Source organism: Neorhizobium sp. T7_12, assembly GCF_002968535.1.
GTDB classification, from domain to species: domain Bacteria; phylum Pseudomonadota; class Alphaproteobacteria; order Rhizobiales; family Rhizobiaceae; genus Neorhizobium; species Neorhizobium tomejilense.
Genome location: NZ_PVBK01000020.1, coordinates 67,374 through 93,124, shown reverse-complemented (window position 1 = coordinate 93,124; position 25,751 = coordinate 67,374). Strand labels below are relative to the sequence as shown.

The 25,751-nt window shown below is 57.9% G+C and carries 23 protein-coding genes; 10 read left to right on the top strand and 13 right to left on the bottom strand.

All coding sequences use genetic code 11. The features are described 5' to 3' along the window. From C5J26_RS27740 to C5J26_RS27715, 6 genes are all read right to left on the bottom strand, one after another. Positions 1 to 548 (bottom strand): AMP-binding protein (locus tag C5J26_RS27740; protein ID WP_371681958.1); only part of this gene is annotated, 548 nt, incomplete at its 3' end. Between the two features lie 170 nt (positions 549 to 718). Continuing rightward, positions 719 to 2,053, bottom strand: coding sequence for an FAD-binding oxidoreductase (locus C5J26_RS27735; protein ID WP_105404703.1), 1,335 nt, complete (start codon positions 2,051 to 2,053; stop codon positions 719 to 721). A 179-nt stretch (positions 2,054 to 2,232) separates the two neighbouring features. Continuing rightward, positions 2,233 to 3,111 carry an ABC transporter permease gene (locus C5J26_RS27730; RefSeq protein ID WP_105404697.1) on the bottom strand — a complete coding sequence of 293 codons (879 nt, stop codon included), beginning with the start codon at positions 3,109 to 3,111 and terminating at the stop codon, positions 2,233 to 2,235. 35 nt (positions 3,112 to 3,146) lie between these two features. Further along, a complete protein-coding gene (locus C5J26_RS27725; protein WP_105404696.1) occupies positions 3,147 to 4,097 on the bottom strand; it encodes an ABC transporter permease in 951 nt (316 codons plus the stop codon). Positions 4,098 to 4,163: 66 nt separating this feature from the next. Continuing rightward, complete coding sequence (locus C5J26_RS27720; protein WP_105404695.1) at positions 4,164 to 5,834, bottom strand: peptide ABC transporter substrate-binding protein; 1,671 nt, start codon at positions 5,832 to 5,834, stop codon at positions 4,164 to 4,166. A gap of 37 nt (positions 5,835 to 5,871) precedes the next feature. Further along, entirely contained in the window at positions 5,872 to 7,536 is a 1,665-nt protein-coding gene (locus C5J26_RS27715; protein WP_105404694.1) for an ABC transporter ATP-binding protein, read from the bottom strand. Positions 7,537 to 7,764: 228 nt separating this feature from the next. Here C5J26_RS27715 and C5J26_RS27710 point away from each other — a divergent pair, with 228 nt between their 5' ends. Then, positions 7,765 to 8,433: a FadR/GntR family transcriptional regulator gene (locus tag C5J26_RS27710; protein WP_105404693.1), complete on the top strand. Its 669-nt coding sequence runs from the start codon at positions 7,765 to 7,767 to the stop codon at positions 8,431 to 8,433. Positions 8,434 to 8,846: 413 nt separating this feature from the next. On the opposite strand, the gene C5J26_RS27705 is transcribed toward C5J26_RS27710, so the two are convergent. Next, the gene (locus C5J26_RS27705) at positions 8,847 to 9,716 is read right to left on the bottom strand and encodes a LysR family transcriptional regulator (protein ID WP_105404692.1); all 870 of its coding nucleotides are present in this window, start codon (positions 9,714 to 9,716) and stop codon (positions 8,847 to 8,849) included. Positions 9,717 to 9,823: 107 nt separating this feature from the next. Here C5J26_RS27705 and C5J26_RS27700 point away from each other — a divergent pair, with 107 nt between their 5' ends. From C5J26_RS27700 to C5J26_RS27680, 4 genes are all read left to right on the top strand, one after another. Next, positions 9,824 to 11,035, top strand: coding sequence for a four-carbon acid sugar kinase family protein (locus C5J26_RS27700; protein WP_105404691.1), 1,212 nt, complete (start codon positions 9,824 to 9,826; stop codon positions 11,033 to 11,035). Next, complete coding sequence (gene pdxA / locus C5J26_RS27695; RefSeq protein ID WP_105404690.1) at positions 11,032 to 12,006, top strand: 4-hydroxythreonine-4-phosphate dehydrogenase PdxA; 975 nt, start codon at positions 11,032 to 11,034, stop codon at positions 12,004 to 12,006. Before C5J26_RS27700 ends, pdxA begins: the two co-directional genes overlap by 4 nt. A gap of 11 nt (positions 12,007 to 12,017) precedes the next feature. Then, complete coding sequence (locus C5J26_RS27690) at positions 12,018 to 12,734, top strand: 4-hydroxythreonine-4-phosphate dehydrogenase (RefSeq protein WP_105404689.1); 717 nt, start codon at positions 12,018 to 12,020, stop codon at positions 12,732 to 12,734. A 489-nt stretch (positions 12,735 to 13,223) separates the two neighbouring features. Then, positions 13,224 to 14,546: an FAD-binding oxidoreductase gene (locus C5J26_RS27680; protein WP_105404688.1), complete on the top strand. Its 1,323-nt coding sequence runs from the start codon at positions 13,224 to 13,226 to the stop codon at positions 14,544 to 14,546. 400 nt (positions 14,547 to 14,946) lie between these two features. Here the strand turns inward: C5J26_RS27680 and C5J26_RS27675 are convergent, their stop codons facing one another. The 3 genes from C5J26_RS27675 to C5J26_RS27660 all read right to left on the bottom strand — a co-directional run bounded on the left by C5J26_RS27675 (position 14,947) and on the right by C5J26_RS27660 (position 18,048). Then, positions 14,947 to 15,783 carry a GNAT family N-acetyltransferase gene (locus C5J26_RS27675; RefSeq protein ID WP_172723942.1) on the bottom strand — a complete coding sequence of 279 codons (837 nt, stop codon included), beginning with the start codon at positions 15,781 to 15,783 and terminating at the stop codon, positions 14,947 to 14,949. Positions 15,784 to 16,077: 294 nt separating this feature from the next. After that, on the bottom strand, positions 16,078 to 16,431 hold the full coding sequence (locus C5J26_RS27665; protein WP_105404685.1) for a cupin domain-containing protein: 354 nt from the start codon (positions 16,429 to 16,431) through the stop codon (positions 16,078 to 16,080). Between the two features lie 108 nt (positions 16,432 to 16,539). Beyond that, positions 16,540 to 18,048 (bottom strand): NAD-dependent succinate-semialdehyde dehydrogenase, encoded by a 1,509-nt coding sequence (locus C5J26_RS27660; RefSeq protein WP_105404684.1) that lies wholly within the window; start codon positions 18,046 to 18,048, stop codon positions 16,540 to 16,542. 491 nt (positions 18,049 to 18,539) lie between these two features. On the opposite strand from C5J26_RS27660, the gene C5J26_RS27655 reads away from it, so the two are divergent. From C5J26_RS27655 to C5J26_RS27635, 5 genes are all read left to right on the top strand, one after another. Next, on the top strand, positions 18,540 to 19,601 hold the full coding sequence (locus C5J26_RS27655; RefSeq protein WP_105404683.1) for a homoserine dehydrogenase: 1,062 nt from the start codon (positions 18,540 to 18,542) through the stop codon (positions 19,599 to 19,601). Then, entirely contained in the window at positions 19,601 to 21,016 is a 1,416-nt protein-coding gene (locus tag C5J26_RS27650; protein WP_105404682.1) for an aldehyde dehydrogenase family protein, read from the top strand. Before C5J26_RS27655 ends, C5J26_RS27650 begins: the two co-directional genes overlap by 1 nt. A 45-nt stretch (positions 21,017 to 21,061) precedes the next feature. Then, a complete protein-coding gene (gene dapA / locus C5J26_RS27645) occupies positions 21,062 to 21,940 on the top strand; it encodes a 4-hydroxy-tetrahydrodipicolinate synthase (RefSeq protein WP_105404681.1) in 879 nt (292 codons plus the stop codon). A gap of 162 nt (positions 21,941 to 22,102) precedes the next feature. Then, positions 22,103 to 22,888, top strand: coding sequence for a phosphotransferase (locus tag C5J26_RS27640; protein WP_105404680.1), 786 nt, complete (start codon positions 22,103 to 22,105; stop codon positions 22,886 to 22,888). Positions 22,889 to 22,904: 16 nt separating this feature from the next. Beyond that, entirely contained in the window at positions 22,905 to 23,348 is a 444-nt protein-coding gene (locus C5J26_RS27635) for an Lrp/AsnC family transcriptional regulator (RefSeq protein ID WP_105404679.1), read from the top strand. A 315-nt stretch (positions 23,349 to 23,663) separates the two neighbouring features. On the opposite strand, the gene C5J26_RS27630 is transcribed toward C5J26_RS27635, so the two are convergent. The 3 genes from C5J26_RS27630 to C5J26_RS27620 are packed head-to-tail and all read right to left on the bottom strand — an operon-like array spanning position 23,664 to position 25,682. Beyond that, positions 23,664 to 24,017 (bottom strand): cupin domain-containing protein, encoded by a 354-nt coding sequence (locus C5J26_RS27630; protein ID WP_105404678.1) that lies wholly within the window; start codon positions 24,015 to 24,017, stop codon positions 23,664 to 23,666. Positions 24,018 to 24,045: 28 nt separating this feature from the next. Beyond that, positions 24,046 to 24,504 carry a RidA family protein gene (locus C5J26_RS27625; protein WP_105404677.1) on the bottom strand — a complete coding sequence of 153 codons (459 nt, stop codon included), beginning with the start codon at positions 24,502 to 24,504 and terminating at the stop codon, positions 24,046 to 24,048. Beyond that, positions 24,504 to 25,682, bottom strand: coding sequence for a DSD1 family PLP-dependent enzyme (locus C5J26_RS27620; protein WP_105404676.1), 1,179 nt, complete (start codon positions 25,680 to 25,682; stop codon positions 24,504 to 24,506). The genes C5J26_RS27625 and C5J26_RS27620 overlap by 1 nt, the downstream gene beginning before the upstream one ends. Between the last annotated feature and the right edge of the window lie 69 nt (positions 25,683 to 25,751).

Here is a 25,751-nt window from a genome sequence, read left to right as displayed (position 1 = left end):
TCGCAGGTGATCACGAAGGTGGACTGGCAGTCGATGATTCGGCCGGCCAGCGCTTCCGGCGAGAACCCGCCGAACACGACCGAATGCACCGCGCCGATACGGGCGCAGGCGAGCATCGCATAGGCCGCTTCAGGGATCATCGGCATGTAGATGGTGACGCGGTCGCCCTTCTTGACGCCGTGTTTCTTCAAGACGTTGGCCAGCCGGCAGACCTGATCGTAAAGCTGGTTATAGGTGATCTTCTTGTCGATATAGGGGTTGTCGCCTTCCCAGATCAGCGCCGTGCGCTCTCCATGGGTCTTCAGGTGACGGTCGATGCAGTTGTAGGAAACGTTGGTCAGGCCGTCCTCGAACCACTTGATCGAGACCTTGCCCTTGAAGGAGGTGTTCTTGACTTTCGTATAGGGCTTGAACCAGTCGATGCGCCTTCCATGTTTGCCCCAGAACTTGTCCGGGTCCTCAACGCTCTCCTCGTACCACTTTTCGTATTTATCCTTGTTGATAAAGGCGCGAGTCCGGATGGTTCGGGGCACGATGTATCGTTCGATGGCCACAGCTCAGCCTCCCTATTCTTTTGTTCGTGGGCATCGTTTCGCCGTTCAACGACGACCCTCGAGCCACTGTCGGCAGATGTCCTAACGCGAGCCGTCGTCTGGTTATAGTTTCAACTACCCACACCAGTGAAACGAATCCTCGGCCTGCGGTCACGGATTGCCGCCTACATCATTTCCGGACGTTTGATCGAGGAGCCATCTGTGAAACGGCTTAATCTGTAGGGTGAGAGGTCAGTCATCGGCCTATCGTTCAGCACGATCTCACTCACCAGCCGGCCAGCCCCTGGGCCGATTGCGAAACCATGGCCACTAAAGCCCGCGGCAATCACGTAGCCGGACAGTCCCTCCACTTCCGAAATCACCGGAATGAGATCGGGAGAGGTATCGATCAGACCTCCCCAAGCGCGCTCGACCCCGATCCCCTTCAGCGCCGGGTATTCCGTTTCAAGGTTCTTCACGGCCAGCTTGACGAGCTCCCCATCGGGCGCGGGGTCCAGAATGCGGTTCTTTTCGAACGGCGAAATCTCGTCATTCTCCCAGTTGCCAATGGCGTCGGGGCCATTCCAGAAGCTGCTGTTAAGGCGGTACTTGAGCTTCTTGCCGATCTTGCTGCGATACATCTGGTAGAATTTGAGCGCGTATCGCATTCCACGCGGTGTGACGTCGAGCGTGCCATGTCCGGGTACAGCGATCGTATAGGAACCGTCAATCCGCCGCCGCATCACGAAGTTTGAACCCGATAGGCATCCTGCTTGAACAACCTCGGGCGCCGGGGTTGTTTTGATCGCTGTCCCGGCGATGTTCGCGACCGGAAGCTCTATTCCAAGTCGATGAGAAAAGCGGGAGGCCCATGCACCTCCGGCACAAACCACTGTGCTGGCTTTCACAAGACCCCGTTCAGTCCACACTCCTGTAACGCGGCCGTTTGCAACGTCGAGGCCCCGAACGGCACAGTTTTGATGGAGCGATACGCCGTTTTCCTTTGCTGCCTCGGCAATGGCCGGCACAGCAAGACTGGGCTCCGCTCTCCCGTCAGACGGAGACCAGACTCCACCGACCCAGGAGGACGTGCCGCCTGAGGCCCGTTCGTTGGTCTCGGAAGCACTGAGTATCTGGCTATGAAATCCTTGAAGGCGCGCGGTCTGGCCCCATTTTTCCCAGCGGGCGACATCCGCCTGGTTCTTAGTGCAATAAAGTATCCCACTTCGACGAAAACCGAGATCGCGGCCGATCTCGGGGCCCAACTCTTCCCAGCGCCGCAAACTGTACATAGCAAGGGCTAGTTCATGGATGTCGCGGTTCTGTTGACGAACCCAGCCCCAATTGCGGCTCGACTGTTCGCCGCCAACGATGCCTTTTTCGAGCAGAGCAACGGACACCCCTCTGCGCGAGAGTTCATAGGCCGTGCAGGTACCAATAATTCCTGCGCCGATGACCGCGACGTCCACCTCGGTCGGAAAAGAGGCGCTGTCACTGACTTTTTGGACCTCGGCGGGCATAATTTTATTCCTTAAGGACATGCGTGAACGCCGTTATCTCCTATGGGAGCGTTGGGATTCACAATCGTTGTTCATCGAAAGCACGTGACGTTTCCGGCGCCTCGCCTATGGCGATCACCTCGAAACATGTTTCATCACCTCAGGAGCTTCGTCCGTTGGCGTTCCGGGTGCTCGTTTCCTCAGCTGTGATCAGCTCGAACATCGAACGCATCACGCAGTCCGTCGCCGATAAAGTTAAAGCTGGTGACCGCAATGGTGATGGCGGCACCAGGAATGATGGCCAGCCACGGCGCACTGTTTAGATACTGCTGCGCGCCATTCAGCATGTTGCCCCAGCTGGGCAGCGGCGGCTGGATTCCATAACCGAGGAAGCTGATATAGGCCTCCATGAGGATCGCCCGGGCAACGGTCAGAGTGGCAGCGACGATGATCGGACCGATGGCATTCGGCAAGATTTCTCGGAACATTATATGCGTGCCGCTCAGCCCCAGCATGCGCCCGGCTTGAACGAATTCGCGCTCGCGGAGCGACCGGACCTCAGCCTCGACAATCCGGGCGACCTCCATCCAACTGGAGGCTGCGATAACGACGGTAATCATGATCGGGCCGGGCTTCAGTGCTGCGGCGAGGGCAAGCACCAGAAAGATCGAAGGGAAGGATAGAAAACCATCCACTGTCCGCATTAGAATCGTGCCGATCCAGCCGCCACGGTATCCTGCGATGACGCCCACAAACGTTCCGATGAGCGTCGACAAGAGCATTGCCGAAAAGCCAACCAGTAGGGAGGTTCGTCCCGCCATGAAGAGCCGCGCGGCCACATCCCGGCCCAGCGGATCGGTGCCTAGATAGTGGTAGCCGGTCAGCGGCGGCGAAAATCGGGCACGTAGATCGATATAGAGCGAATCGTACGGCAGCAGGTGGGGACCTAAAACGCAAGCCAGCGTCAAACAGACGATCATCACCATTCCGAGCAGAGCCAGATGATGGCCCAAAAAGCGGTGTGTGGTTCGGCTGTTCCACCAGCGGTCCTGGCCCGATTTCGCAGCGATCGCGGTCATAGTGGTTGACTCCTTTTGTGCATCTTGTGGTGCGCCTAGCTCAGGCGGATGCGGGGATCGATGATTGCGACGACTATGTCGGTGATAAGATTGCAAAGAACGACAAGGATTGCGGAGAACATCAGCAAGCCCATGACAACCGGGTAGTCGCTATAGCCTAGACTATCCAGGAACAGTCGACCCATTCCCGGCCAGGTGAACACAGTCTCGGTGACCAAGGCGCCCGTTAGGACGCTGGGGAGCTGCATTCCAGCCAATGTGATCATCGGCAGCAACGCGTTGCCAACGACATGCTTCATCAAGATCCGGCGCTCGCTCAGTCCCTTCGCGCGTGCTGTCTTGACGAATTCCTGGCTGATAACGTCAAGCGTTGCGGATCGCATGTATCGACTCCAGATGGCGACATGGACCAAGGCCAGCACTATGCTCGGCAAAATCAGGTGGTGCATGTAATTTAAGGCCGAGCCATCCCCAATTGTGTACATGTTCCCGGCCGGCAGCCAGCCCAACTGGAGCGAAAACACGTAAATCCCAACCAGCCCGAACCAGAAGGTCGGGATCGACAGCGCCACCATTGCGCCGACCGTAGCGAGGTAGTCAAAGACAGAATACCGGTGCGTAGCACCGCGAATACCGATCCAGGTACCAATGGCGATCGCGATGATCGTGGAAGACCCCATTAGCAACAGCGTTGCAAAAAGGTGCCGTCCAATCACGTCCAGAACCGACGCACCGTCGCGGAAGGAATGGCCCCAGTCACCCTGCACAAGGCGCCAGGCCCAGTCTAGATATTGCATCCACAGTGGACGGTTGAGCCCCAGCTGTTCTTTCAGTCGGTTGAGGTCATCCTGGGTCATGCTGGGATCGAGTCCAAATTGCGCCAACGGGCCACCTGGGATCAGGTTCAGGACGACGAAGCCGATGACCGAAACGATCAGGAGAAGGACAAGGCTCTGGCAGAGCCGGTTAATCAGGAAGCCGCGCATTTAGGTCTCCTCATGACAACGTCAATAGATTGCCGCCGTCGCAATCCGCGACGGCGGCAGCGAAGGTCATCGCTTCCAATGCCATCCTGCAGCATGCCAGGAAGCTGTTCGAGTGTTGGCGTTAGACTCGGAGCCCTCTAGCCCTTCCTTGCGCCCGATCACATAGGTAGCGGAAAACAGCGGCAGAAACGGCAGGTCCTGCCGCACGATTTCCTGCACGCGAAGATAGATCGCGCGCCGTGCCTCCGGATCAAAGGTTTGGGCACCCTTTTTGAGCAGCGCGTCGACTTCGGGATTGGAGTACTGGCCGACGTTGGACCCCTTTCCGCCCTTCGCAACGATTGCGCTTGAATGCAGGCGGTTCGTTGCGTCCGGATCCGCTGCAATGAGATGGGCTACTCCGGAGATGGCCGAGTCAAACTGTGACTTAAGCCAGAATTCGCCAAACATGACTGCCGCTGGCAAATTCGATATGGTCATCTCGACGCCGATCTCAGCGAAGGTTTGCTGCAGGAATTGTTGCACCTGTTCCCGAAGATTATTGCCGGAAGTCGTTGAGTTGGCGAAGGCAAGTCTCACTCCATTCTTCCCCCGAACTCCATCCGGCCCCGGCAGCCATCCGGCTTCATCGAGGAGTTTGCGCGCGAGGTTGAGGTTGAATTCTTGCGCCGGCAGATCGGGATTGTAGTAGTAGGATTGCTGCGGCATGAAGGTCTCGGTGACGGTCCCGACGCCGTAGTAGATTGCGTCGATGATAGCCTTTCTATCGATCGCGGCATAAAGCGCACGGCGCACCGCCGGATCCTTGAATTGTGGCTTCTCAAGATTGAGATAGATCGACTCGACCGATGCCCCAGGCTGCAGCTTCACGACACGACGCGGCAGTTTGCTGGCTTCCTGGTAGTGATCAGCGGAAATGTATGCTTGGTCCGTAAGGTCGATATCGCCACTCTTGAATTGGGTGTAGAGTACCGTCATGTCAGGGATATATTTAAAGACGACCCGCTCGACATATGGGCCTTCCCCGAAATATTCGGTGTTGGCAACGAGTTCGATATGATCGCCTGCGATGCGCCGCGCCCACTTGAATGCACCAGTGCCGACAGGTGCCTGATTGAAGGCGGCCGCGTTAGGGTCTGCCTCTTTTTCCAAGATATGCTTGGGCACAATGAAGGTTTCGGCAAGAAACGACATGTATGGAGCGAAGACGCTCTCCATCCGCCAGGTGATCTCAGTCGGCGAGACCACCTTGATATCGCGGACCAGAGAATGCCCACCCGTGCGCCACGCGCGGAATTTCGGGTTGGTGATGAGTTCGAGAGTAAACTTCACATCGTCGGCCGTGAACGGCTTGCCATCGTGCCAGCGGACGTCGTCACGCAGACGAATGCGCCACTGGAGGCCGTCCTGCGAGATCCCACCATTCTTCTGGCTTGGCACCTCAGCTGCTAGATTGGGCTGAAGAACGCCCTTTGGGTCGATTCGAAAAAGCGCATCAAAGACCGAGAAATGCACGGCATCATCGACCTCGATATGTGCCATCAGCGGATTGAAGACGGTGGGTTCCTGGGAAAGCCCGACGACCACGCGGCCCGACGGAGTTGTTGGAGGGGTTTGCGCATAAGCAGGTTTGCCGAGCAGGTTGGGTGCGACAAAGCTCGCGACGCTGCCCGCTGCCATCAGGCGCAGCGCGTCACGTCGTGAATAGGTGGATTTGGTCGTTAGATCTTTAGTCATGATTTCTCCTCCCGAGTGACGCTAGGCGCCGTAGCTCTCAATAGTTCGCAGCATTCATCCGAGTGTTTCTCGGCCGCTCTCCTGGAATGGCCGCCACCAGCTCACGCGTGTAGGCCGATTGCGGATTCAGGAAGATTTGAGACGGCGGACCGTGTTCGACAATCCGCCCCTTCTGCATCACTGCGATCTCGTCGCAGATCTGGCTGGCGACGCGCAGATCATGGGTGATGAAGATCATCGATACGCCGGTCTCTCGTTGGATCTGATCCAGCAGCTCGAGAATCTGAGCTTGGATCGACACATCGAGAGCAGAGACTGCCTCATCAGCAACCAAAAGTTTTGGTTTGAACATCAAGGCCCGAGCGATCCCGATGCGTTGACGTTGGCCGCCGGAGAATTCGTGCGGGTAGCGCCCGTAGGCGCCTGCATCGAGGCCCACATGTGACAGCAACGCTCGTGCTTCCTCACGCGCCTGGGAGTAGGACATCCCGTGCGCTACGGGTCCTACAGTCAGGATTTGTCCGATGGTGGACCGCGGGTTCAGCGACGCGAAAGGATCCTGAAAGATCATTTGGATTCGAGGCCGCAGCGGACGGAACTCCGATTCCGAAAGCTTGGCGATGTCGTGGCCCTCAAACAGGATGCGACCACCATCGCTGTCCTGAAGCTTGATCAGAAGCCTTCCTAGCGACGATTTGCCAGAACCGCTCTCTCCGACGACGCCCAGAGTGTGCCCATGCGCCAAGTCGAAGGAAACATCGTTCACCGCATTCACGACACGCTGGCCGCCGAACAGCACGCTGCCGCTTCGATATGTCTTGGACAATCCCTCAACCTTCAAGATAGACCCCTTGCTGGCGGTCTCCTGGGGGACACGATCCTCGCCGGTCAGGCGCGGGACGGCGGCTATCAGGCGCTTGGTATAGGGGTGGGCGGGTGAATTCAGGACCTGCTCGGCGGTGCCTTGTTCGACAATACGCCCCTTCTCCATGACCACGACACTGTCGGCGATCTCTGCCACAACGCCGAAATCATGGGTGATGAACATCACGCTCATGCCTTTGCGGCGTTGAATGTCCCGGATCAGCTCGAGAATTTGCGCCTGGGTCGTGACGTCGAGTGCGGTGGTCGGCTCGTCGGCGATCAGGACGCTCGGTTCGAGCGCCAGGGCCATCGCGATCATCACGCGCTGGCGTTGGCCACCTGAAAGCCGGAAAGGGTATTGGAAATACATGAGTTCCGGATCGGGCAGACCCACTTCAGTCAGCAATTCGATGGCCCGGCTGCGCCGCGACGCCTTTGTGCCAACACCGTGTGCAGTCATGGCTTCCGTAATCTGTTCGCCCACCGTCATCAGAGGGTTGAGCGCCGACAGGGGATCCTGAAAAATCATCGATACGACCCGGCCGCGCATATCCCGCAGCTTTTGCGGCGACGCGTCGACGATGGCGGTTCCGTCAAGATGAATGGACCCCGACGAACACCGAATTATCTTCGGCAGGAGACCCATAATCGTGTTCGCCGTTACCGACTTGCCCGAACCAGACTCGCCGATAATGCACAGGATCTGACCCCGCTTGAGATCAAAGGAGATGTTTTCGACGGCGTGGGCTCGCTCCATGCCTTTCGGGAGGTCGACCGTCAGGCCGCGCACTGAAACTGCCGCGTCGCCTGCGTTAACAGCTTCTATTTTAGCGACCATCGATGCATCTCCTTTTCAACGCAGCATTTCATTTGCGATGTGTGTCGCGGCTCTAGGCATGCTGCCTCTGATTATCCTTCTTGGGGGCACTGCATAGCTTGTACCCCTTGGACTACGGCCGCCGTTCGCTACCAATCTGGCCCTGAACCGTGATTAATATAAGCATTGGTCTTGCTATTGGTGTCAATATAGATCAAATTGGTTTCGAAAATAAATATTGGAGGGCGCATGAGCGTGATGCTGAAAGACTTCATTGAGGCGGAAGGTCTGGAGCCGGGGGATCGACTGCCTCCTGAACGAGACTTGGCGCTGAAACTCGGGCTGCCACGCACCGCCCTTAGACGGATGCTTGGTGCTTTGGAGAAGGAAGGACGCCTTATCAGGCATGTCGGCAGAGGAACCTTTATCGCCGGGAGTGGCATGCGCTCAAGCGCCCTTCGTCGCCCGTTGAGCAATGAAGGAGACGCATTGCGTACCTATCCGGCTGAAGTTTTCGAGGCTCGGCTGATTATAGAACCAAAAATCGCCGCGTTGGCTGCGTTAAGGGCGACGAGGCAAGAAATCGAAGAAATGCAGAAATCGATCGGCCGAGGCAACTCCTCGGAATCGCTAAGCGAGTTCGAGAAATGGGACGCGGTTTTTCATCGCATTATCGTCGAAGCCGCGCGGAACGGTCTTCTTGCTTCCCTCTATGAAGGGATCCACGCAGTGCGCGCGGGAAACCTCTGGGGCAAAATGAAAGAACAATCACTGACCGCAGAGCGCATGAAGGCCTATATCACCAGCCATCAGGCAATTCTCGACGCGATCAAAGATCGCGATAGCAGAGAGGCTGAGCGAAACATGTACGATCACATCATAGAAGCCAGGACCAATATACTCGGTCCCAACTTATAAGATCCGATTGGGCGATTTGGTATTGAAAGCCGGCTATCGCCGCATTGCGACCGTCTCGGCCGCGATCCCAGCCATCTCGTCAGTGTGGTGGATGAATTTATCCGGCATCAGCCTCCAGGTAGCGAGTAAGAAAAGTTTCGATCTAATTCTGGCCTGCCAGTGGCCAAGCGGTGTTTGGAATCGTGGCAGGCGCCTGGTCAAATGGAATTCCCGGATTTGACATGAGATTGGCCAAACGCCCACGCTGGGCGCAATGGGGGCGCAGAAACAAACCTGGCGCGCCTATGGCACGAATTCTCCACCGCCTCCCCGATATTCGGTTCACTGGCTGGAGACGCCGGCAAACGGCAAGCGGTGAATAACCGCTGCAAAGAAGAACACGCGAGGTGAAGAGCCTAACGTACGTCTGCCCGTCAGGTGTTGAACTGCCTTCGGAGCCAGGAGAGGAAGTTTCGTTTCCGAGCGTCGTCTTCAATGGGAAGGCGACTTAACAGGATATATCTATACCCGTTGCTGGAGAACCCCCGCGGGGCGACCAGTTGTCCGCTTTTCAAAGCGTCGGCCACCAACGGCTCTGGACCAATCGCGGCGCCTAGCCCGGCGATTGCCGCCTCGATGCTTAAATAGAAATGTTCGAACACTTGGCTGGCGACGGGATTGGCATCTGGAATCTGATCGTCAGCGATATACCGCGGCCAGGCATCACGACGGGTGGCCGAATGAATGCGTGGCAACGAGAGGATATCCGTGCTGCCGGTGACCAACAGGTGGGGTGCGCACACGGGTCCAACGCGTTCTTCGACCACCGTTTCCACAAAGATCTCCGGCGCCCAGGAGAAATCGTTCCTCCGTAGCGCTAAATCGACATGGCTCCTGTCGAAATTCACCGGACCGCCCGCAGCCAACAGATGGACCTCGACATCTGGATGAAGCGCATTGAAATGCGGCAATCGAGGGATAAGCCAGCGTTGGGTGAACGTCGGTTCGCACGAGACCACCAGTGGTGCCGAAATCCCCACTCTGAGCTCATTGCAACAATCGCCAATGTTGCGGAACACATCACTCATCGTGGCCAGCAGGCGTCGTCCCGCCTCGGTGAGGAAAACGGCCCTGTTTCGTCGTTCGAACAAAGCTACTCCCAGATCTTCCTCAAGCGAGCGGATCTGCCGACTGATGGCACTGTGCGTAACACACATTTCATCGCCTGCGCGGCTGAAGTTTAGATGACGTGCTGCGGCTTCAAAGGCCCTGAGGGTGGACAGAGAAGGTAGTCGTGCGGCCATATCTGTAACTCTGAGGAACGGATGTCTGTTCGAAATCGTCGTTTTTTCGTCAGAAGTAATAGCGCTAATATCATCGTTGTTCGACAGAAACCTGACGGGTAGCGATCATGAAGGTAGGAATTTTAGCCGATGATCTGACTAGTGCAACCGATGGCGCTGCGCCATTCGTGAGCATGGGGCACAGATGTATTGTGTTCGCCGATCATCGGCAAACGCCACCGGAAGACGTCGCAATCATCTCAGTGAACAAGAAAAGCCGCACAGCATCCTTGGAGGACGCTGCCGAACGGGCGGCATGGGCGGCAAAGAGCCTGGCGTCGGCCGATGTCCTCTACAATACCGTGGATTCTACCATTCGCGGCCACCTTGAAGCTGAGATAACGTCCGCACTCGCGGCTTCCGGTCGGTCGCTGGCGGTTCTTGCTCCGGCCTTTCCCGATGGTGGGCGGACCACCGAAAAAGGGCGTCAGCTTCTCCACGGCGTGCCGTTGGAAGAAACCGAATTTGCAAGGGATCCCCTTCATCCCGTGAAGGACTCGGATCTTCGCGCTCTGTTTCCAGGTATCCCAGACACGGAAGTCCGTTATCTCAGGCTTGCGGAGGTTCGGACATTGAAGCCAGGTGATTTTGTCGCGGACGGCCGGACATTGGTGATTGCCGATGCGGTGATGCAGGATGATCTGGTCCTGCTGGTGAGATCGGCCGCGGATCCAAAATCCATCCTCTGGTGCGGCTCTCCGGGACTAGCGAGCGCCTTGGCGATCTCTGTGGCTCTGGCCGATGACACCGCACCATCTTCCCTCGCGGCATCGGTAAACCTCTTCGTCGTCGGCAGCGTCAACCCACGGAGCCGCGAGCAATGCTCAAAGCTCATAAATGCCGGCAATGTCAGGCAAATCACAATCGACGCTGCGGAGGCGTCGCGCTCTCCCCTTCTGGCGGCCCAAAACGCTGTTGGGCAACAAGACCGATCTGCGTCCAGTGGAGACATCCTTCTGACAACATCTGAGGGCGACACGTCCGCTGATCCCCGAGCGATCGCGATCGCTCTTGGCAAGGCAGCACGCGCGATCATCGAGCGTCATCCCGTGACAGGAATTCTTCTGACCGGCGGAGACACCGCCGAATCCATTTTAAGGGAACTTGAAGTCGGTTCGCTGGAGCTTCTAGGCGAGATCGAGCCCGGAGTTCCGATCGGACGCGTAACCGGTTCGAATCCGATTGGCATCATCACGAAAGCGGGTGGCTTCGGCTCACCGAATCTTCTGCTGAAATCAGCCGAAGTGCTTCGCGGCCTATGGCTTGGAGATAAGAAATGAAGAAACCAATTGGAATAACTATGGGCGATCCCTGCGGGATTGGCCCGGAAATTGTCGCGGGCGTTTTCGCGGACGGACTGCCGGAGCGGGCGGTGGTGATTGGTGACGCCAGGGTAATGGAACGCGCTGTCCGGGCGCTCGATCTGCCTCTTCAGGTGCAGCGCGTTGAGTCCGTCAGTGACGCTATCCTAGACGGCAAATTCATAGCCGTTCTCAACGTCTCCGATCTGCCCGACGATCTACCCATCGGTCAAGTCGACGGGCGCGCTGGCCGAGCCAGCTACGACTATGTCGTGAGAGCGGTGGACGAAGCACTGGCGGGCAATATTGGGGCAATCGTTACCGCGCCGATCAACAAGGAAGCAATGAAGAAGGGCGGGCTCAGCTATCCCGGCCATACTGAAATTCTCGCAGAACGGTCCGGGACCGACAAGTTTGCGATGATGCTGGCAAACGACGAACTGCGTGTCATCTTGGTTACGATCCACGTCTCGTTACGCGATGCCATCGAGCTGGTGACACAGGATTCTGTGCTCAGAACGATCGAATTCGCGCACTGGGCAGGCAAGGCCTATGGTGCAGCTTCGCCCCGCGTTGCCGTCGCCGGCCTCAATCCCCATGCCGGTGAAAACGGCATGTTCGGACGCGAAGATCTCGACATTATTGCGCCGGCGATCAGCCGAGCTCGGGAGCTTGGCATAGATGCATCCGGTCCGTGGCCCGGAGACACGGTTTTCATGCGGGCACGCAAAGGCGAGTTCGATATCGTCGTTGCGCAATATCACGACCAGGGTCTCATTCCGGTCAAGTATCTCGGCATCGACAACGGCGTCAACGTCACTATCGGTTTGCCCTTCATCCGTACCAGCGTTGATCACGGCACCGCATTCGACATCGCGGGCCAAGGTAAGGCCGACCATTCCTCTCTTCGCTACGCCTTCGATCAGGCACTGCTACTCAACGCAATCTAGGAGCGCTTTCGATGTCTCGGACTTCTCCCTCATTCATATTCATGTTGACCAATCAGGACAGGACCGTTGCCGACGCGGCTGAGCGCGTTAAGGATGTGCTTGCCGCGGGCATCACACATGTGGGGTTCAAGGATATTGGCTTGCCATTCGATGAACTTGTGGGCCTTGCTTCAGCAATCAGGGCAGCAGGTGCCACGCTCTACCTCGAAGTCGTCAGCCTCGACGAGGAGAGCGAGCGACAATCTGCGCAGGCCGCGCTCGACCTCGGCGTTGACGTCTTGATGGGTGGAACCCGACCGAATGTCGTTCTGCCGCTTATCGCCAGCAGGAACATCCGCTACTATCCGTTCCCTGGCAAGATTGAGGGTCATCCAAGCAAGCTCGAAGGAACGATCGATACGATCGTAGAAAGTGCTCGTCAATTGTCGGCAATCGACGGCGTCAGCGGCCTCGATCTGCTCGCTTATCGCTTCGACGGCGATGTCGAGGCGCTTATGACCCGGGTGTGCGAGGCCGTTGAAAAGCCAGTGGTTGTTGCCGGTTCGATCGACAGCCGCGAAAGAATGGCTGCCGTGGTACGATCTGGTGCAGCAGGGTTTACCATCGGAACGGCCGCGTTTAACGGGGCTTTCTCCGGTAGTTCCAATCTCCAGTTCGAGATCGAGACCGAGATTGCCGTCCTTGAGCGAATTAACGCCAACCAAGGCTATTTACACCAGCATCATTAATTCGCACCTGAATGGAGCCTTCGCAGAGCATTAATTTTCGCCGGTATGGTTTGGCGATAAGATGAAATCCGAATGGGAGATCGGGCGCATGTATCCAGCGACGATGGATGCGCCCGACGCCGTTTGGCGGCCGGACCAGGATCGAGATGCTGGAGACGCATCTTCTGGTTTTGGACGCGGACCGGTTTGGCGGGCAATTAACGCGGCTCAAAAGCCGGCCCGACGGCCTGAGGCGTGTCGCTTCGGCCATCTGAAGACCGGAACCGCGGCTGATCTCGTCGGGGTGACCGCCTATATCGCCGGCGCAACCAATTGGCCTCGCCTCGACCAGGTTTAGGTAGCACGGCTGGGGACGTCTGTCCGGCTCGCTCGGTCGTTCCGGTGCCCGAACTTCACTACAGCTATCTCGTCGAAGTCGATGCGATCGCCGAGCTCGCCGAAACGCTATTACCCAAAAACAATTCCGACTAACAACGCAGGTCAGACTCCATGTCACCACTCCTCAAACGCATACAAAGCGACGAAGAGCTTCCCGCGAAGGCGGACGTCGTCGTCATCGGCGGCGGCATTATCGGCGCGTCGGCGGCATTTTGTCTCGCAGAGCGGGGGCTGTCCGTTGCGTTGGTGGAAAAGGGCTATGTCGGTGGCGAACAATCGAGCCGAAACTGGGGCTGGTGCCGTCGGCAGAATCGCGATGAGCGCGAACTGCCGCTCTCGGGCATTTCCATGCAGTTATGGGACCAGCTGTCAGCCAAAATCGGCGAAGACGTCGGCTTCCGCCAATGCGGTCTGTTTTACGCGACAGATGACCCAAAGCAGCTGGCGGAATGGGAACAATGGCTGGATATCGCCCGGCAATTCAACGTCAACACGAAGATGCTAAGCCCACGAGAAGCGCATGACAGAATTCCGGCGGACGGCCGCCGGTGGCTCGGAGGGGTCCACTCAGTCGACGATGGCAAAGGTGAACCGGCCATTGCCGCGCCGACGATCGCCAACGGCGCACGCAAATTTGGCGCGACTGTCCACCAGGAATGTGCGGCACGGGGCCTTGATATCGTCAATGGTGCAGTCGCTGGAGTGATCACTGAAAAAGGGCTTATCAGGTCGCAGGCCGTTCTGAACGCTGGCGGTGCGTGGACATCCTTGTTCTGCCGACGGTATGGCGTTGAATTCCCTCAGGCAAGCGTTCGTCAGACCGCAGTTCGTACGCGGCCGACAGCCAATCTAGGCGAGGCGATCTATACTCCGGAGTGCTCGTTGACGCGCAGGTTGGATGGCAGCTACACGCTCGCCATCAGCGGCAGGGCGACCCTGGATCTCACGCCGCAAGGCCTGCGCTACGCGCGCTGGTTCATGCCGATGTTTCTGAAACGACTGAAAGCAGTCCAACTCGGCGTCGGCAAATCCATGTTCCGTGGCCCGGAGGCCTTTGCGAACTGGAACAATGATACGCTTTCGCCTTTCGAGCGGATCCGCGTTCTCGACCCGACGCCGAGCCGCCGGACGGTCGCAGCTATTTTGAAAGGTGTGACGGAGCAGTTTCCTGCACTGGCGGGGATCGAAGTCGCCGACAGTTGGGGCGCCTACGTCGATTGCACGCCAGACGCGGTTCCGGTCATCTCGCCGTCTGACCATGTGAAAGGTCTCTATTTGGCCGCTGGTGGTTCCGGCCATGGCTTCGGTATTGGCCCGGGCATCGGTCGCCTAGCCGCTGACCTGATTGCCAACGATAAGCCTTGCGTTGATCCCACGCCCTTCCGCCTGTCCCGGTTCTTTGACGGTTCCAGAGTCGAGGTGGGAGGGCTCTGATCGTGCCGAGCCGGCGGGAATCTGGGCACAGAGCACCTACTGGAAAACACTCTTAACGTCTCGTAGGAGTGGCAGCAATCAGCATCTACTCCAGTGTCCCGAACACTTCCGACGTTTGGATGCCCTCTACCCGAGCACGGTCCGCCGGGTCGAGGATGTGTCGGCGGTCATCCTTGCAGGATGGGTCGAAACTGGGAGCCACAACCAGGCCCCCCGCGCTTCCAAGGAGCTATTTGGTTGCTTAGGGAACAATCAGGGGAATATCAGCTTCCCAAGGCGGAGAAACGGCCGATTCACAACCTGACAACTTGAGGTTACGATTCGACGTCGGGCGTCTTGCGGGCCTCGCAAAAATGCACTGGTTTCGCACCAGGTATAACGACCGACGGTTAACCCACGGTCAGCCAATCGCCTGGCTCGCCAGGCAGAAAGTCCGACTTGGCGATATGCTGGACAGACGCTTTGCACCCCGAACCATTGCAACGACCCCACCCTCGCGGGGGAGTCCCCAGTCTTGGAGCACCGACGACAGGCCGCTCTGTTCGGGAATGTCAATTCGCACGAAGCGTCCTTCCTTGCCGGAGAGTATAAAGGAGATCAAATCCCTCGCCTGGTTAAGATTCGCTGCAACTACCGGACCGATGACTTCACCCATCCCGAACAGCCGCGTGGCCGCGAAGGCAACGATACCCTCCTCGTTCCGGATGGCGGCGAACGTACCCTCCTTCGCCAGGATGTTGTACAGGGCGTCGCGGTCGGCGCCGTAAGCTGCCCGATCAAGCGCTTTGATTGCCGGGATGGCTTCCGGCCCGACCGCTTCAATATTTTCAGGGGCATCAATCCGAGCAACGACACCCTGATGGGGGGCGATTTGATGCGTCGCAACGAACCCCAGCTTCTCGTATAGGGGCAAGCCATCATTTGTGGCCGTCAAACGGCATTCGCGTTCCCCAGCAAGTTCCATTGCTGCGGTGGTCAACTGTCTACCCAGCCCTCGCCCGCGCTGGTTTTCGTCGACAATGATCATATTGATGGTCGAGCATGTGTCGCCGAAGGGAGTCATGAGAGCTGTACCCACCACTAGATCACCTACGAGGGCAACATGTCCCTCGCTCAGGGACCATATCATTTCCCAGTCTTCTCTTCGGTGCGGCCAACCCGCTGCACGCGAAAGCGCCAAGGCACCATCCAGATGGTGAGCCTCGAAAGGCGCAAGAGTGTACGCTTCGGTTTGCATGGGTTGATCCATTTCATTGATCTCTAGTTCCCGTTGGAAACATCGACGGCTCGCGTTTCCAATGCCGGGGTGGAGTCTCGAAGGTTCGCGCTGTATCCAGACGATACCAACGTACCAGCCGCTATTAGAATGATTTCGGCTGCAAGCACGAGCGGGATTGAAAAGGTGATGGGCAGCTGGCCGCCCATCCTCTTCCGGATCAGCCGATCGAGAGCTCTGACTGCCAGATCGATCTGTTCCCACCATTGAATAGGGCGACAATCCACCTGCAAAAGGCTTCACCCGCTCCTTTGATCAGGTGACTGTGACGAAGATTTTTCGCACTGTTTCGATTGTTTTCCAAACCCCGACGTAACCGGGCTTCATCACGAAGCTGTCGCCCGCACGATAAATGATTGGCTCCTTACCCGTCTCGGTCAATTCGATCACACCATGAAGGAGATAGCAAAACTCGAAGGTTTCGCCCTTGATGGAGTGCGTTTCTCCGGGCGTCGCCTCGAAGACGCCGGTATTGACTCTGCCCTCCTTCGCTGTGTCCTGCAACCAGGTCTTGAAAGCGGGGCTGCCCGCGATGAGGCGATCCGGCTCGGCGGTTCGATGTTTTGGCTCAAACGATGGATCCGGGTCAATGGTTTTGAGTAAAGACATTGCTCTCTCTTTCTGGTTGGAGCCATGCGAGTCATCGTTGGATGACGACTTCCGATCGACTTCGCCACGATACATCGAGCCGCGACGACCTGCCTTGATCGCCGGGACCTACCACGTCGCGGCGATGTACTTTGCTTCGAGATATTCCAGCATACCGTGATGACTACCTTCGCGTCCGAGGCCGCTCTGTTTCACGCCGCCAAACGGCGCGGCAGCGTCGGAGACGACACCGCGGTTGATCCCGACCATGCCGCTTTCCAGGCGGCCAGCGACCGCAAGAGCGCGCTTGAGGTCCCGGGTGAAGACATAGGACACCAATCCATATTCGGTGTCGTTCGCCATCCGCACAACATCGTCTTCGGTTTCGAACGCAATGATCGGCGCAACTGGCCCAAAGATCTCTTCGCGAAGTATCTCAGCATCGGGAGAGACGTCGGCCAACACGGTCGGCGGATAATAAAAACCAGGGCCGCTGAGTTTGGTACCACCGCTCACGATACGAGCTCCCTTGGCAACGGCGTCGGTCACCAGGTCATCTATTTTGGCGACCGCAGCCCGGGTGATCATTGGCCCGAGCTGGTTGGCAGGTTCCAGTCCCGGCCCGACTTTGAGCGTCGCCATCTCTTCGGCAAACCGCCGTGTAAAATCTGCCAGAATTCCCTTCTGCACGTAAAATCGATTTGCGGCGGTACAGGCTTCGCCGCCGTTGCGCATCTTGGCAATCATTGCACCGGCGACAGCCGTCTCAAGATCGGCGTCGTCGAATACGATGAAGGGCGCGTTACCACCCAACTCCATTGAGCAGCTGATGACCTGATCTGCGGCTTCGTGCAGCAATATTCGACCGACATTTGTCGAGCCCGTGAACGAGAGCTTGCGCACCCGCTTGTCGTGCAGCATCGCGCTGACGACGGGGCCCGACCTCCTTGTTGTCACAATGTTGACTACACCGGCCGGAACGCCTGCCTGCTGCATGATCTCGCCAATTGCCAGCGCAGTCAGTGGGGTCTCCGCTGCGGGCTTGAGGATGCATGTACAGCCTGCGGCCAGTGCTGGAGCGATCTTGCGGGTCGCCATTGCTGCCGGAAAATTCCACGGCGTCACCAGTATGGCAATACCGATCGGCTCGTGGGTCACCATGATCCGGTTTCCACCTGCCGGCGCAGGCCCGAGTTCACCGGGCGCCCTGACGGCCTCTTCCGCATACCAGCGGAAAAACTCAGCCGCATAGGTGACTTCCGATCTCGCGTCCGGAAGCGACTTGCCATTCTCAACCGTGATCATTCGCGCCAGCCGTTCTGCCTGATCATGCATCAGGTGGAAACACTTCATGAGAATGTCCGAGCGCCGCCGCGGCGGAATTGCCTTCCAGCCCGCCGCGGCCTTTTCTGCCGCGTCAACAGCGGCAATTGCTTCCGGGACGTCGCCATCAGCGACTGAGGCGAGAACCTCTTCGGTCGAGGGATCAATGACGTCGAAGGTCCGGCCCCCTTTTGCGGAGATCCATTCGCCATCGATGAACAGCTGGGTGGGGACGCCGACTACTGCAAAAGCCGCCTGGGAAGGCGCGGCGCGGGAAATCTCATGTGTCTCATTTGTTTTCACGTTCAGCACCATTCGCTACCAATCGGGTTCATAATGCGATCAATATAGGATTGGTTTTGGTATTGGTGTCAATATAGATCAATTTGGTCGTGAACATTTTGTGCAGTTTTGGGTTTCTGATGACCCCGGGAAGCCCGAGTTCGCCGTCCCAAATCGTGAAAACCCGTCGGGCCCAAATGCGGTGACAGCGCGAACCGCGGGTAAAAAGCGGCGGCAAATTGCAGGACGAATGGGACAATTGAACGTGACGAAAGGCGAATGAATCATATTTGGTTCACGATCGGCTGGCATTTACAAGTGCGTCCCTGGAATAGTCGGCGGAGCCGTTCAAGTTTCCACTAATGCCATATGCAGCAAAGACTAATTACCCTGGCCGGCAGTCAAAGGGCAAGACGGCAGTGGACTGAGCATTGTGAGCTGCAGATTAGTCTGTTTGCTCTGTTCCGACTGAGTGATCCGCCTCTGATAATGTGCGCGTAAATCGCTTCATCGGAGGAAACCATATGGAAACGTACAACATCGCTCTCATTGGATTTGGTGGCGTCAATCGCGCGCTGGCTGAGCTCATCGCGACGAAAAACTCGCTGTGGGAGCGGGATCTCGGTTTCCGCCTGAATATTGTTGCTGTCAGCGACCTCTATCTCGGCTCCGTGATTTCACCAAACGGCCTCGACGCTAAGACGCTCGTTGAAGCGAATTTCGCAAAGGGCGGCTTTGGCGGTCTCTCTGGCGGCAGCGCGGAAGCGGACAACGCGACGGTCATTAATACCGCGCCGGCGGACATCGTCGTGGAAGCAACCTTCACAAACCCGAAGGATGGCGAGCCGGCTGTTTCGCACTGCCGCTGGGCGCTCAAGTCCGGCAAGCATGTGGTCACCACGAACAAAGGGCCAGTCGCACTCGCCGCCCAGGAGCTGAAGGCTCTTGCTAAAGCAAACCGCGCTCATTTCGAGTATGAGGGCTCCGTCATGAGCGGCACACCGGTCATCCGGATGGCAAAAAATTGCTTTGCGGGCGCGGAAATCAAAGGGTTCGAGGGGATCCTGAACGGCACCTCGAACTTTGTCCTCGGCCGCATGGAGAGCGGTCTCGATTTCGCCAGCGCTGTCGCAGAAGCCCAGGCGCTCGGATATGCTGAAGCCGATCCGACAGCCGACGTAGAGGGTTTCGACGTTCGCCTCAAGGTTGCGATCCTCGCGAACGAGCTGCTGGGGGCAAATCTCCAGCCGGAGAAAGTCTCCTGCCAGGGAATATCAGGCATTTCACGTTTCGACATCGAGGCAGCGGCAACGGCGAATAGCCGTTGGAAGCTGATCGGATCTGCCGTTCGCAATGCTGACGGGACGGTAACGGGCAGCGTTTCTCCCAGGCAGCTTCCGCTCGAGCATCCGCTCGCCGGCGTGAACGGCGCCACCAATGCGGTATCTCTTAACACCGAGCTGCTCGGGTCTGTCACGGTCACCGGCCCGGGTGCTGGCCGGATTGAGACCGCCTATGCCTTGCTATCGGACATTGTTGCCATCCACCGCGCCCAATCGGGCAACCTCGCGAAGGAGGCTGCGTGATGCCGAGCGCTGCCGTGAATAAGAAGACCTCTTCAGACGAGATCATCGTCAGCGATCCCTTCGACGGCAGCTTCGTAGGAACGGTGTCCGAGACCACTGCAAACGCGGTATACCTGCTGCTGGAGAGCGCCAAACGTGGGGCGCAGATCGCCCGGTCGCTCCCTCGTTACCGGCGTTCCGCAATTTTAGAAAAGGCTGCAGCGACCGTGGAAGCCCGTCAAGAGGAATTCGCGCTCCTGATCGTGCGGGAAGCCGGCAAGACAAAAACCCAGGCGCGAAAGGAGACGACTCGGTGTGTCAACACCTTGAAGCTCTCTGCGGAAGAAGCCAAACGGAACGCCGGCGAAGTCATTCCGTTTGATGCCTATGCGGGATCCGAATCCCGTCAAGGCTGGTACACTCGAGAGCCACTCGGCATCATCACGGCGATCACGCCTTACAATGACCCGCTTAACCTCGTGGCGCATAAGCTCGGCCCCGCGATTGCCGGCGGCAATGCTGTACTCCTGAAGCCCTCGGAGCTTACGCCTCTTTCGGCGATCAAGCTGGTGGACGTGTTGGTCGAAAGCGGCCTGCCGGATGAGGTGATTTCGGTCGCCGTCGGCGGCGCGGACGTGGGCAAGGCGCTCGTTTCAGCCAAGGAGGTTCGAATGATTTCCTTCACAGGCGGTTTTGCAAGCGGCGAGGCCATCGCAAAATCTGCCGGCATCAAGAAGCTCGCGATGGATCTCGGTGGCAATGCACCAGTTATCGTGATGGAAAACTGCCAAATCGACGCCGCTGTCGAGGATTGCGTGTCAGGTGCTTTCTGGGCGGCGGGCCAGAACTGCATTGGTACCCAGCGGATTTTGGTCCAGCGCCCGATCTATGAACGGTTCAAGACGGAGTTTGTGGCTCAGACCCTCAAGTTAAAGACAGGTAACCCGATGGAAGGTGACACTGACATTGGCCCAATGATCTCCGAAAAGGCGGTAAACCGCGCGGCTGCCATGGTCGACCGCGCGATTGTTGCCGGCGCGACGCTGCTTTGCGGCCACAAGCCCTCCGGCACCCTTTATCCTCCGACCGTGCTGGAAAACGTGCCGGCGACCTGCGACGTATTAAATGAAGAGGTCTTTGCGCCGGTCGTCATCCTGCAGCCGTTCGATCACTTGGATGAGGCGATACAGCTGGCAAACAGTCCGGAATACAGCCTTCAGGCTGGTATCTTTACCAACGATCTCGCCGCGGCGCTTGACGCCGCCAAACGGATCGATGCCGGAGGTGTCATGATCAATCAATCGTCCGACTACCGGTTCGACGCGATGCCCTTTGGCGGGTTCAAATATGGCAGCATGGGACGCGAAGGCGTCCGTTTTGCCTACGAAGACATGACCCAGCCGAAGGTCGTCTGCATCACCATGCTGCCGCGTTGACCGGCACCGTGGCCGATTAGCCCATTTTCACATTCGGAAGCTAAAATGTTCACAGGATCTATCACCGCGCTAGTCACTCCGTTTGCCGATGGAAAAGTCGATGACGCTGCATTTCGCAGCCTCATCGAATGGCAGATCACAGAGGGCACGTCAGGGTTTGTCCCTTGCGGAACCACAGGTGAAAGCCCAACCCTCAGCCATGGCGAGCACAAACGCGTCGTTGAAGTCGCCATCGAGACTGCGAAGGGTCGTGTTCCTGTTATTGCCGGTGCAGGCTCCAACAACACCGAGGAAGCAATCAGCTACGTGCGGCACGCGCAGGAGGTTGGCGCGGATGGTTTGTTGATCGTCGCCCCGTACTACAACAAGCCCACGCAGGAGGGCATTTATCAGCACTTCAAGGCCATCGATGCCGAAGCTTCAATCCCAATACTTATCTACAATATCCCAGGTCGGAGTGTGATCGATATCCAGGTCGAAACGCTTGCCCGTATTTTCAACGATTGCCCGAACGTCAAGGGCGTTAAGGATGCGACAGGCAATCTCCTGCGCCCCTCACTTGAGCGGATTGCCTGCGGCAAGCAGTTCAATCTCCTGACCGGCGAAGACGGCACGGCGCTGGGTTACATGGCTCATGGCGGTCACGGCTGCATCTCGGTGACTGCAAATGTAGCTCCCCGGCTTTGCGCGTTGTTTCAACGGGCATGCCTTAATCGCGATTACACCACTGCGCTGGCTCTGCAAGACCAATTGATGCCGCTTCACCACGCACTGTTCCTCGAGGCCAGTCCTGCCGGTGCGAAATACGCTTTGAACCGGCTTGGAAAAATCAGGGGCGACCTGCGCCTTCCACTCGTCGGCGTGAGTCCACCTGTTCAAGAAGCAATCACTGATGCAATGCGTCACGCTAGAATTTTGGACTAGAGAACTGCAATGGGAATTGAGCCCATCGAAAGCGGCCGGGCTCGCGAACGCCGATTTGTGCAGCGGAAGGTATCTGCCCCGCCAAGTCGAAGAGCTCTTCGATAAACGGGGCGCAGTTCAAGAATATGTCGCTGAGGTCGTCAACCGAATAAGGGGTCGGAAATGGCCGTTTTTACCGAGCTTTCTGACGAAGATCGTCAGTCGATCACTGCAGCCTATGGCCTCACCTCGCTTTTCTCGGTGATTGGGATCGCAGACGGCGACACCGAGACGACATACCTGTTCCGCGCCAAAGAAGGCGAATTCATCGTCACGCTTTTCGAGAACGGGGCGCAACCTTTAGATTTGGAAAGAGCTTTCGAGACCATGGAGGAGCTCTATCGAAAGGGCATTCCCTGCCCAAAGCCGTTGCGTACCGTCGAAGGCCACGCCACATGTCGGGCTGCAGGCCGATTGGTCGCCGTCGTCAGCTTCGTGCCCGGTTCCTCACCCACCATTGCAGGCCCGGCGAAATGCCAAAGCTTAGGGCATGTGATGGCTCGAATTCATACTGGCTTGGAGCGAAATGTAAAACGCACCTCAGCGGATCTTCCAACTGGAGCGGTCCATGGTGCCTTGGCCCAACAGAATGTCTTTTTTATCGGGGACCAAGTAAGCGGTGTAATTAACTTCAGGCTGCGTCACGATGGTGTACTTGTATCTGAGATTGCGGATGTACTTGTCGGCTGGACCGGGGAACCCAACGGAGAACTGAACAAGGAGAGGGCGTACGCCCTGTTGCGGGGTTACAAAGAAGTTCGGCCACTGACCGACGCGGAACAGGAGGCACTTCCAGGTTTCATAATGGCCTCGACGGCGAAGCACTTCGCAAGCCGGAAAAAAACAGCCTTCTTGCCTGAAATTGCCGTGTTAGCTTATCTGTCGGTAACGCCCGATTTCCTACGCTGATCACCGGTCACAATTCATGAAATACCTTCTTGATAAAGTGGATGAACAGATACTTGTCGAATTGAAGACAAACGGTCGAACTTCGCACGCGGAGTTGTCGGCGAAGGTAAATCTTTCGCGCAACGCCGTGCGAGCCCGGATTGAGCGACTTGAGCGAGAAGGTTTTATCAAAGGATACACCATCATCACTGGTGATGGAGGGAGCAGTCAACAGGTCACGACAGCACTGATCTTCGTCTACCGGCACGATCGCATGAGGGGTGGAGAGGTTATTCAGGCACTGAGAAAAATCCCCGAAGTCGTAGCCTGCGACGTGATGACTGGTGATTTCGACCTTCTCGTCAGAGTCGAGTCTTCCGAGGCTGACCGAATAAGGCAGATTTGGCAGTCGATAGCCGAAATGCCAGGCGTGCGCGATACCCTGACCGCGTTTGCTCTCTCTTCCGTGATTCGGAAGTAACCGTGCGGATAGAGGCGGGAGCGACCGAAGAGGTGTCAGACGCTCCAATTACCTAGGTGGTTTCAGTGCACCGTCAGCCTGCCCCAGGAGAGACGTGTGATGTTTGAGCGTATGCCGGAGTAGCCAATTGGTTGTCTTCGTAGGAGGCGCGCAACATTATCTTCACACCCTTGGAAGATCGGACGATAATTTGACAGAGTTCTGCCGCCTGTTTCCGGTGCGGGCGGCGGCCAGTGCCGCGGCGCAGAGGCCGCATCTTTTCGCTGCAGCACCGGCAATTTTTTCGCGAAGGACCGGCCGCAGGGCCATGGCCTGTTACGTGACCGTCGCGTAGATCTTCCGAACGGTCTCCACAGTGCGCCGGGTGCCGACGAATCCTGGTTTCATCACGAAACTGTCTCCCGCTCTGTAGGTAACCGGCTGCCCCTGATCTGGGGTTTTTTCAACGACCCCCTGAAGGATGTGGCAAAACTCGAAGGTCTCACCCTTAATAGAGTGCGTGAGGCCGGGTGTGGCCTCCCAGACACCAGTGTGAATCATTTCGCCTCTCGCTACATCCTGGGCCCATGTCTTGAATGAGGGGTCGCCGGATATGAGGCGTTCCGGCGCCGGCTTGGATTCACGCGGAGCTTCCGTGCTGGTCGGTACAATGGTCTTGAGAAGGGGCATGTTTTCTCCTTGCTGTTCTGTTTGTGGCTCAATAGCCGCGGTTGCGATCGACGAGACCGATCGCGTCGAGGCCAGCTTCGGTGTGTAGGGGGGCAGCGTTTTGCGTGAGGACGGCGATCGCATCGACTTCGACGAGATAGCCGTAGTGAAGTTCGGGCACCGGAACGACCGTTCGGGCCGGGCGGGCGTCCCCCATCCGCGCTGCATAAACCTGGTTGAAGCGGGGCCAATGGGTTACACCGACGATATAGGCAGTTACCCTGACGATATCAGCCGGGGTTCCGCCGGCAGCCACTAAAACCGCGAGCATGTTGTCGATGGCCTGCTCCGCCTGCGTTTCAAAACTGTCGTCTGCAAGCGGCTGCCCATCCGGGCGGACCGGGAGCTGCCCGGAAATATAAAGCTGCCCACCCGCCAGCTTCGCCTGCGAATAGTGACCCGCAGGTCTGGGTGCACGGTCGGTATCTACTGTTGTGGATTTCGACATCACCAACCTCCAAAACGCGGCCAACAGGCCTCGACGACATGCGAGCGACCGCGGACCACATGATAGACTGCATGCTGTGCAGCGGTCGCGCAGGCATGGTTCGGCAGGATCCGCACTCGGTCCCCAACTGCCAGATCGGGGAGGCGCGCGTCCGTCCCCGGCCGCACAGCGATAATGCCGTGCTCCTGGTTCGCGTCGGTAACGATGATGTCCCGATAGGCAGTGCCATCGATGTCACAGACAAGACCATACCCTTGATCGACGACCTGCTTGCCGGTACCCCGGTCCCGCGACAACGACATCCATCCACCATCGGTGATGATCCAGCCCTTCTCGCGCTGGTGGCTGATAACCGTCGCAAGAACGCTCAGCGCGACATCATCGACTTCGCAAATCCCGATGCCAGCCATCACCAGATCGAAGAATACGAACACGCCGGCGCGGACTTCGGTCACGCCGGCAAGATCCTTCGCGTGATGGGCCGTCGGGGTCGAACCGACGCTGACGAGGGGGCATGGCAGGCCAGCCTCGCGAAGAATCCGTGCTGCCTCCACCACGGCCAGCCGCTCCACCTCCGCATAGCGCTGCTGCGCCTCAACGCCGCCACCCTTGTAGCTATCGCCGGCATGGGTCAAAACGCCACGCAGATCGGCGCCTGCCGCCAGTATCTGCCCGATGTCCAGGAGTTGGGCGCGATTGGCGGGCATCACGCCCGAGCGGTGGCCATCGCAATCGATCTCGATCATCGCCGGGATGCGCATTCCGGCATCCCGAGATGCCTCGGCGACCGCCGTTGCCTGCTCGACGTTATCCAGAATGACCACGAGATCGACGCCTTTGGCGCGCAATTCGGCGACACGCGCCAGCTTTGCCGGCGCAATGCCGACCGCATAAATCATGTCGCGCACGCCTGCGGCGGCGAACTGCTCGGCTTCCTTCAGCGTGGAAACGGTAGCCGGCCCCTCAGGCGTGTTCATGATCCGCCGGGCCACCTCGATCGACTTCGTGGTCTTCAGGTGCGGCCGCAGCGACACGCCCAAGCCGTCCAGCCGGCTCCTGAGTCGTTTGAAATTCCGGTCCATCCGGTCCGCGTCCAAGACTAGGCAGGGCGTTTCCAGCGCCTCGAGGCTGGTAACGGTGGTCAGGCGGCTGGGCGCCTCGATCGTCGCTAGACTCATACTTCGGTCTCCCATCTCAGTTTGAGCTTGTCGCGAAACCATAAAGATGACAATTAATGCTATCTGAAT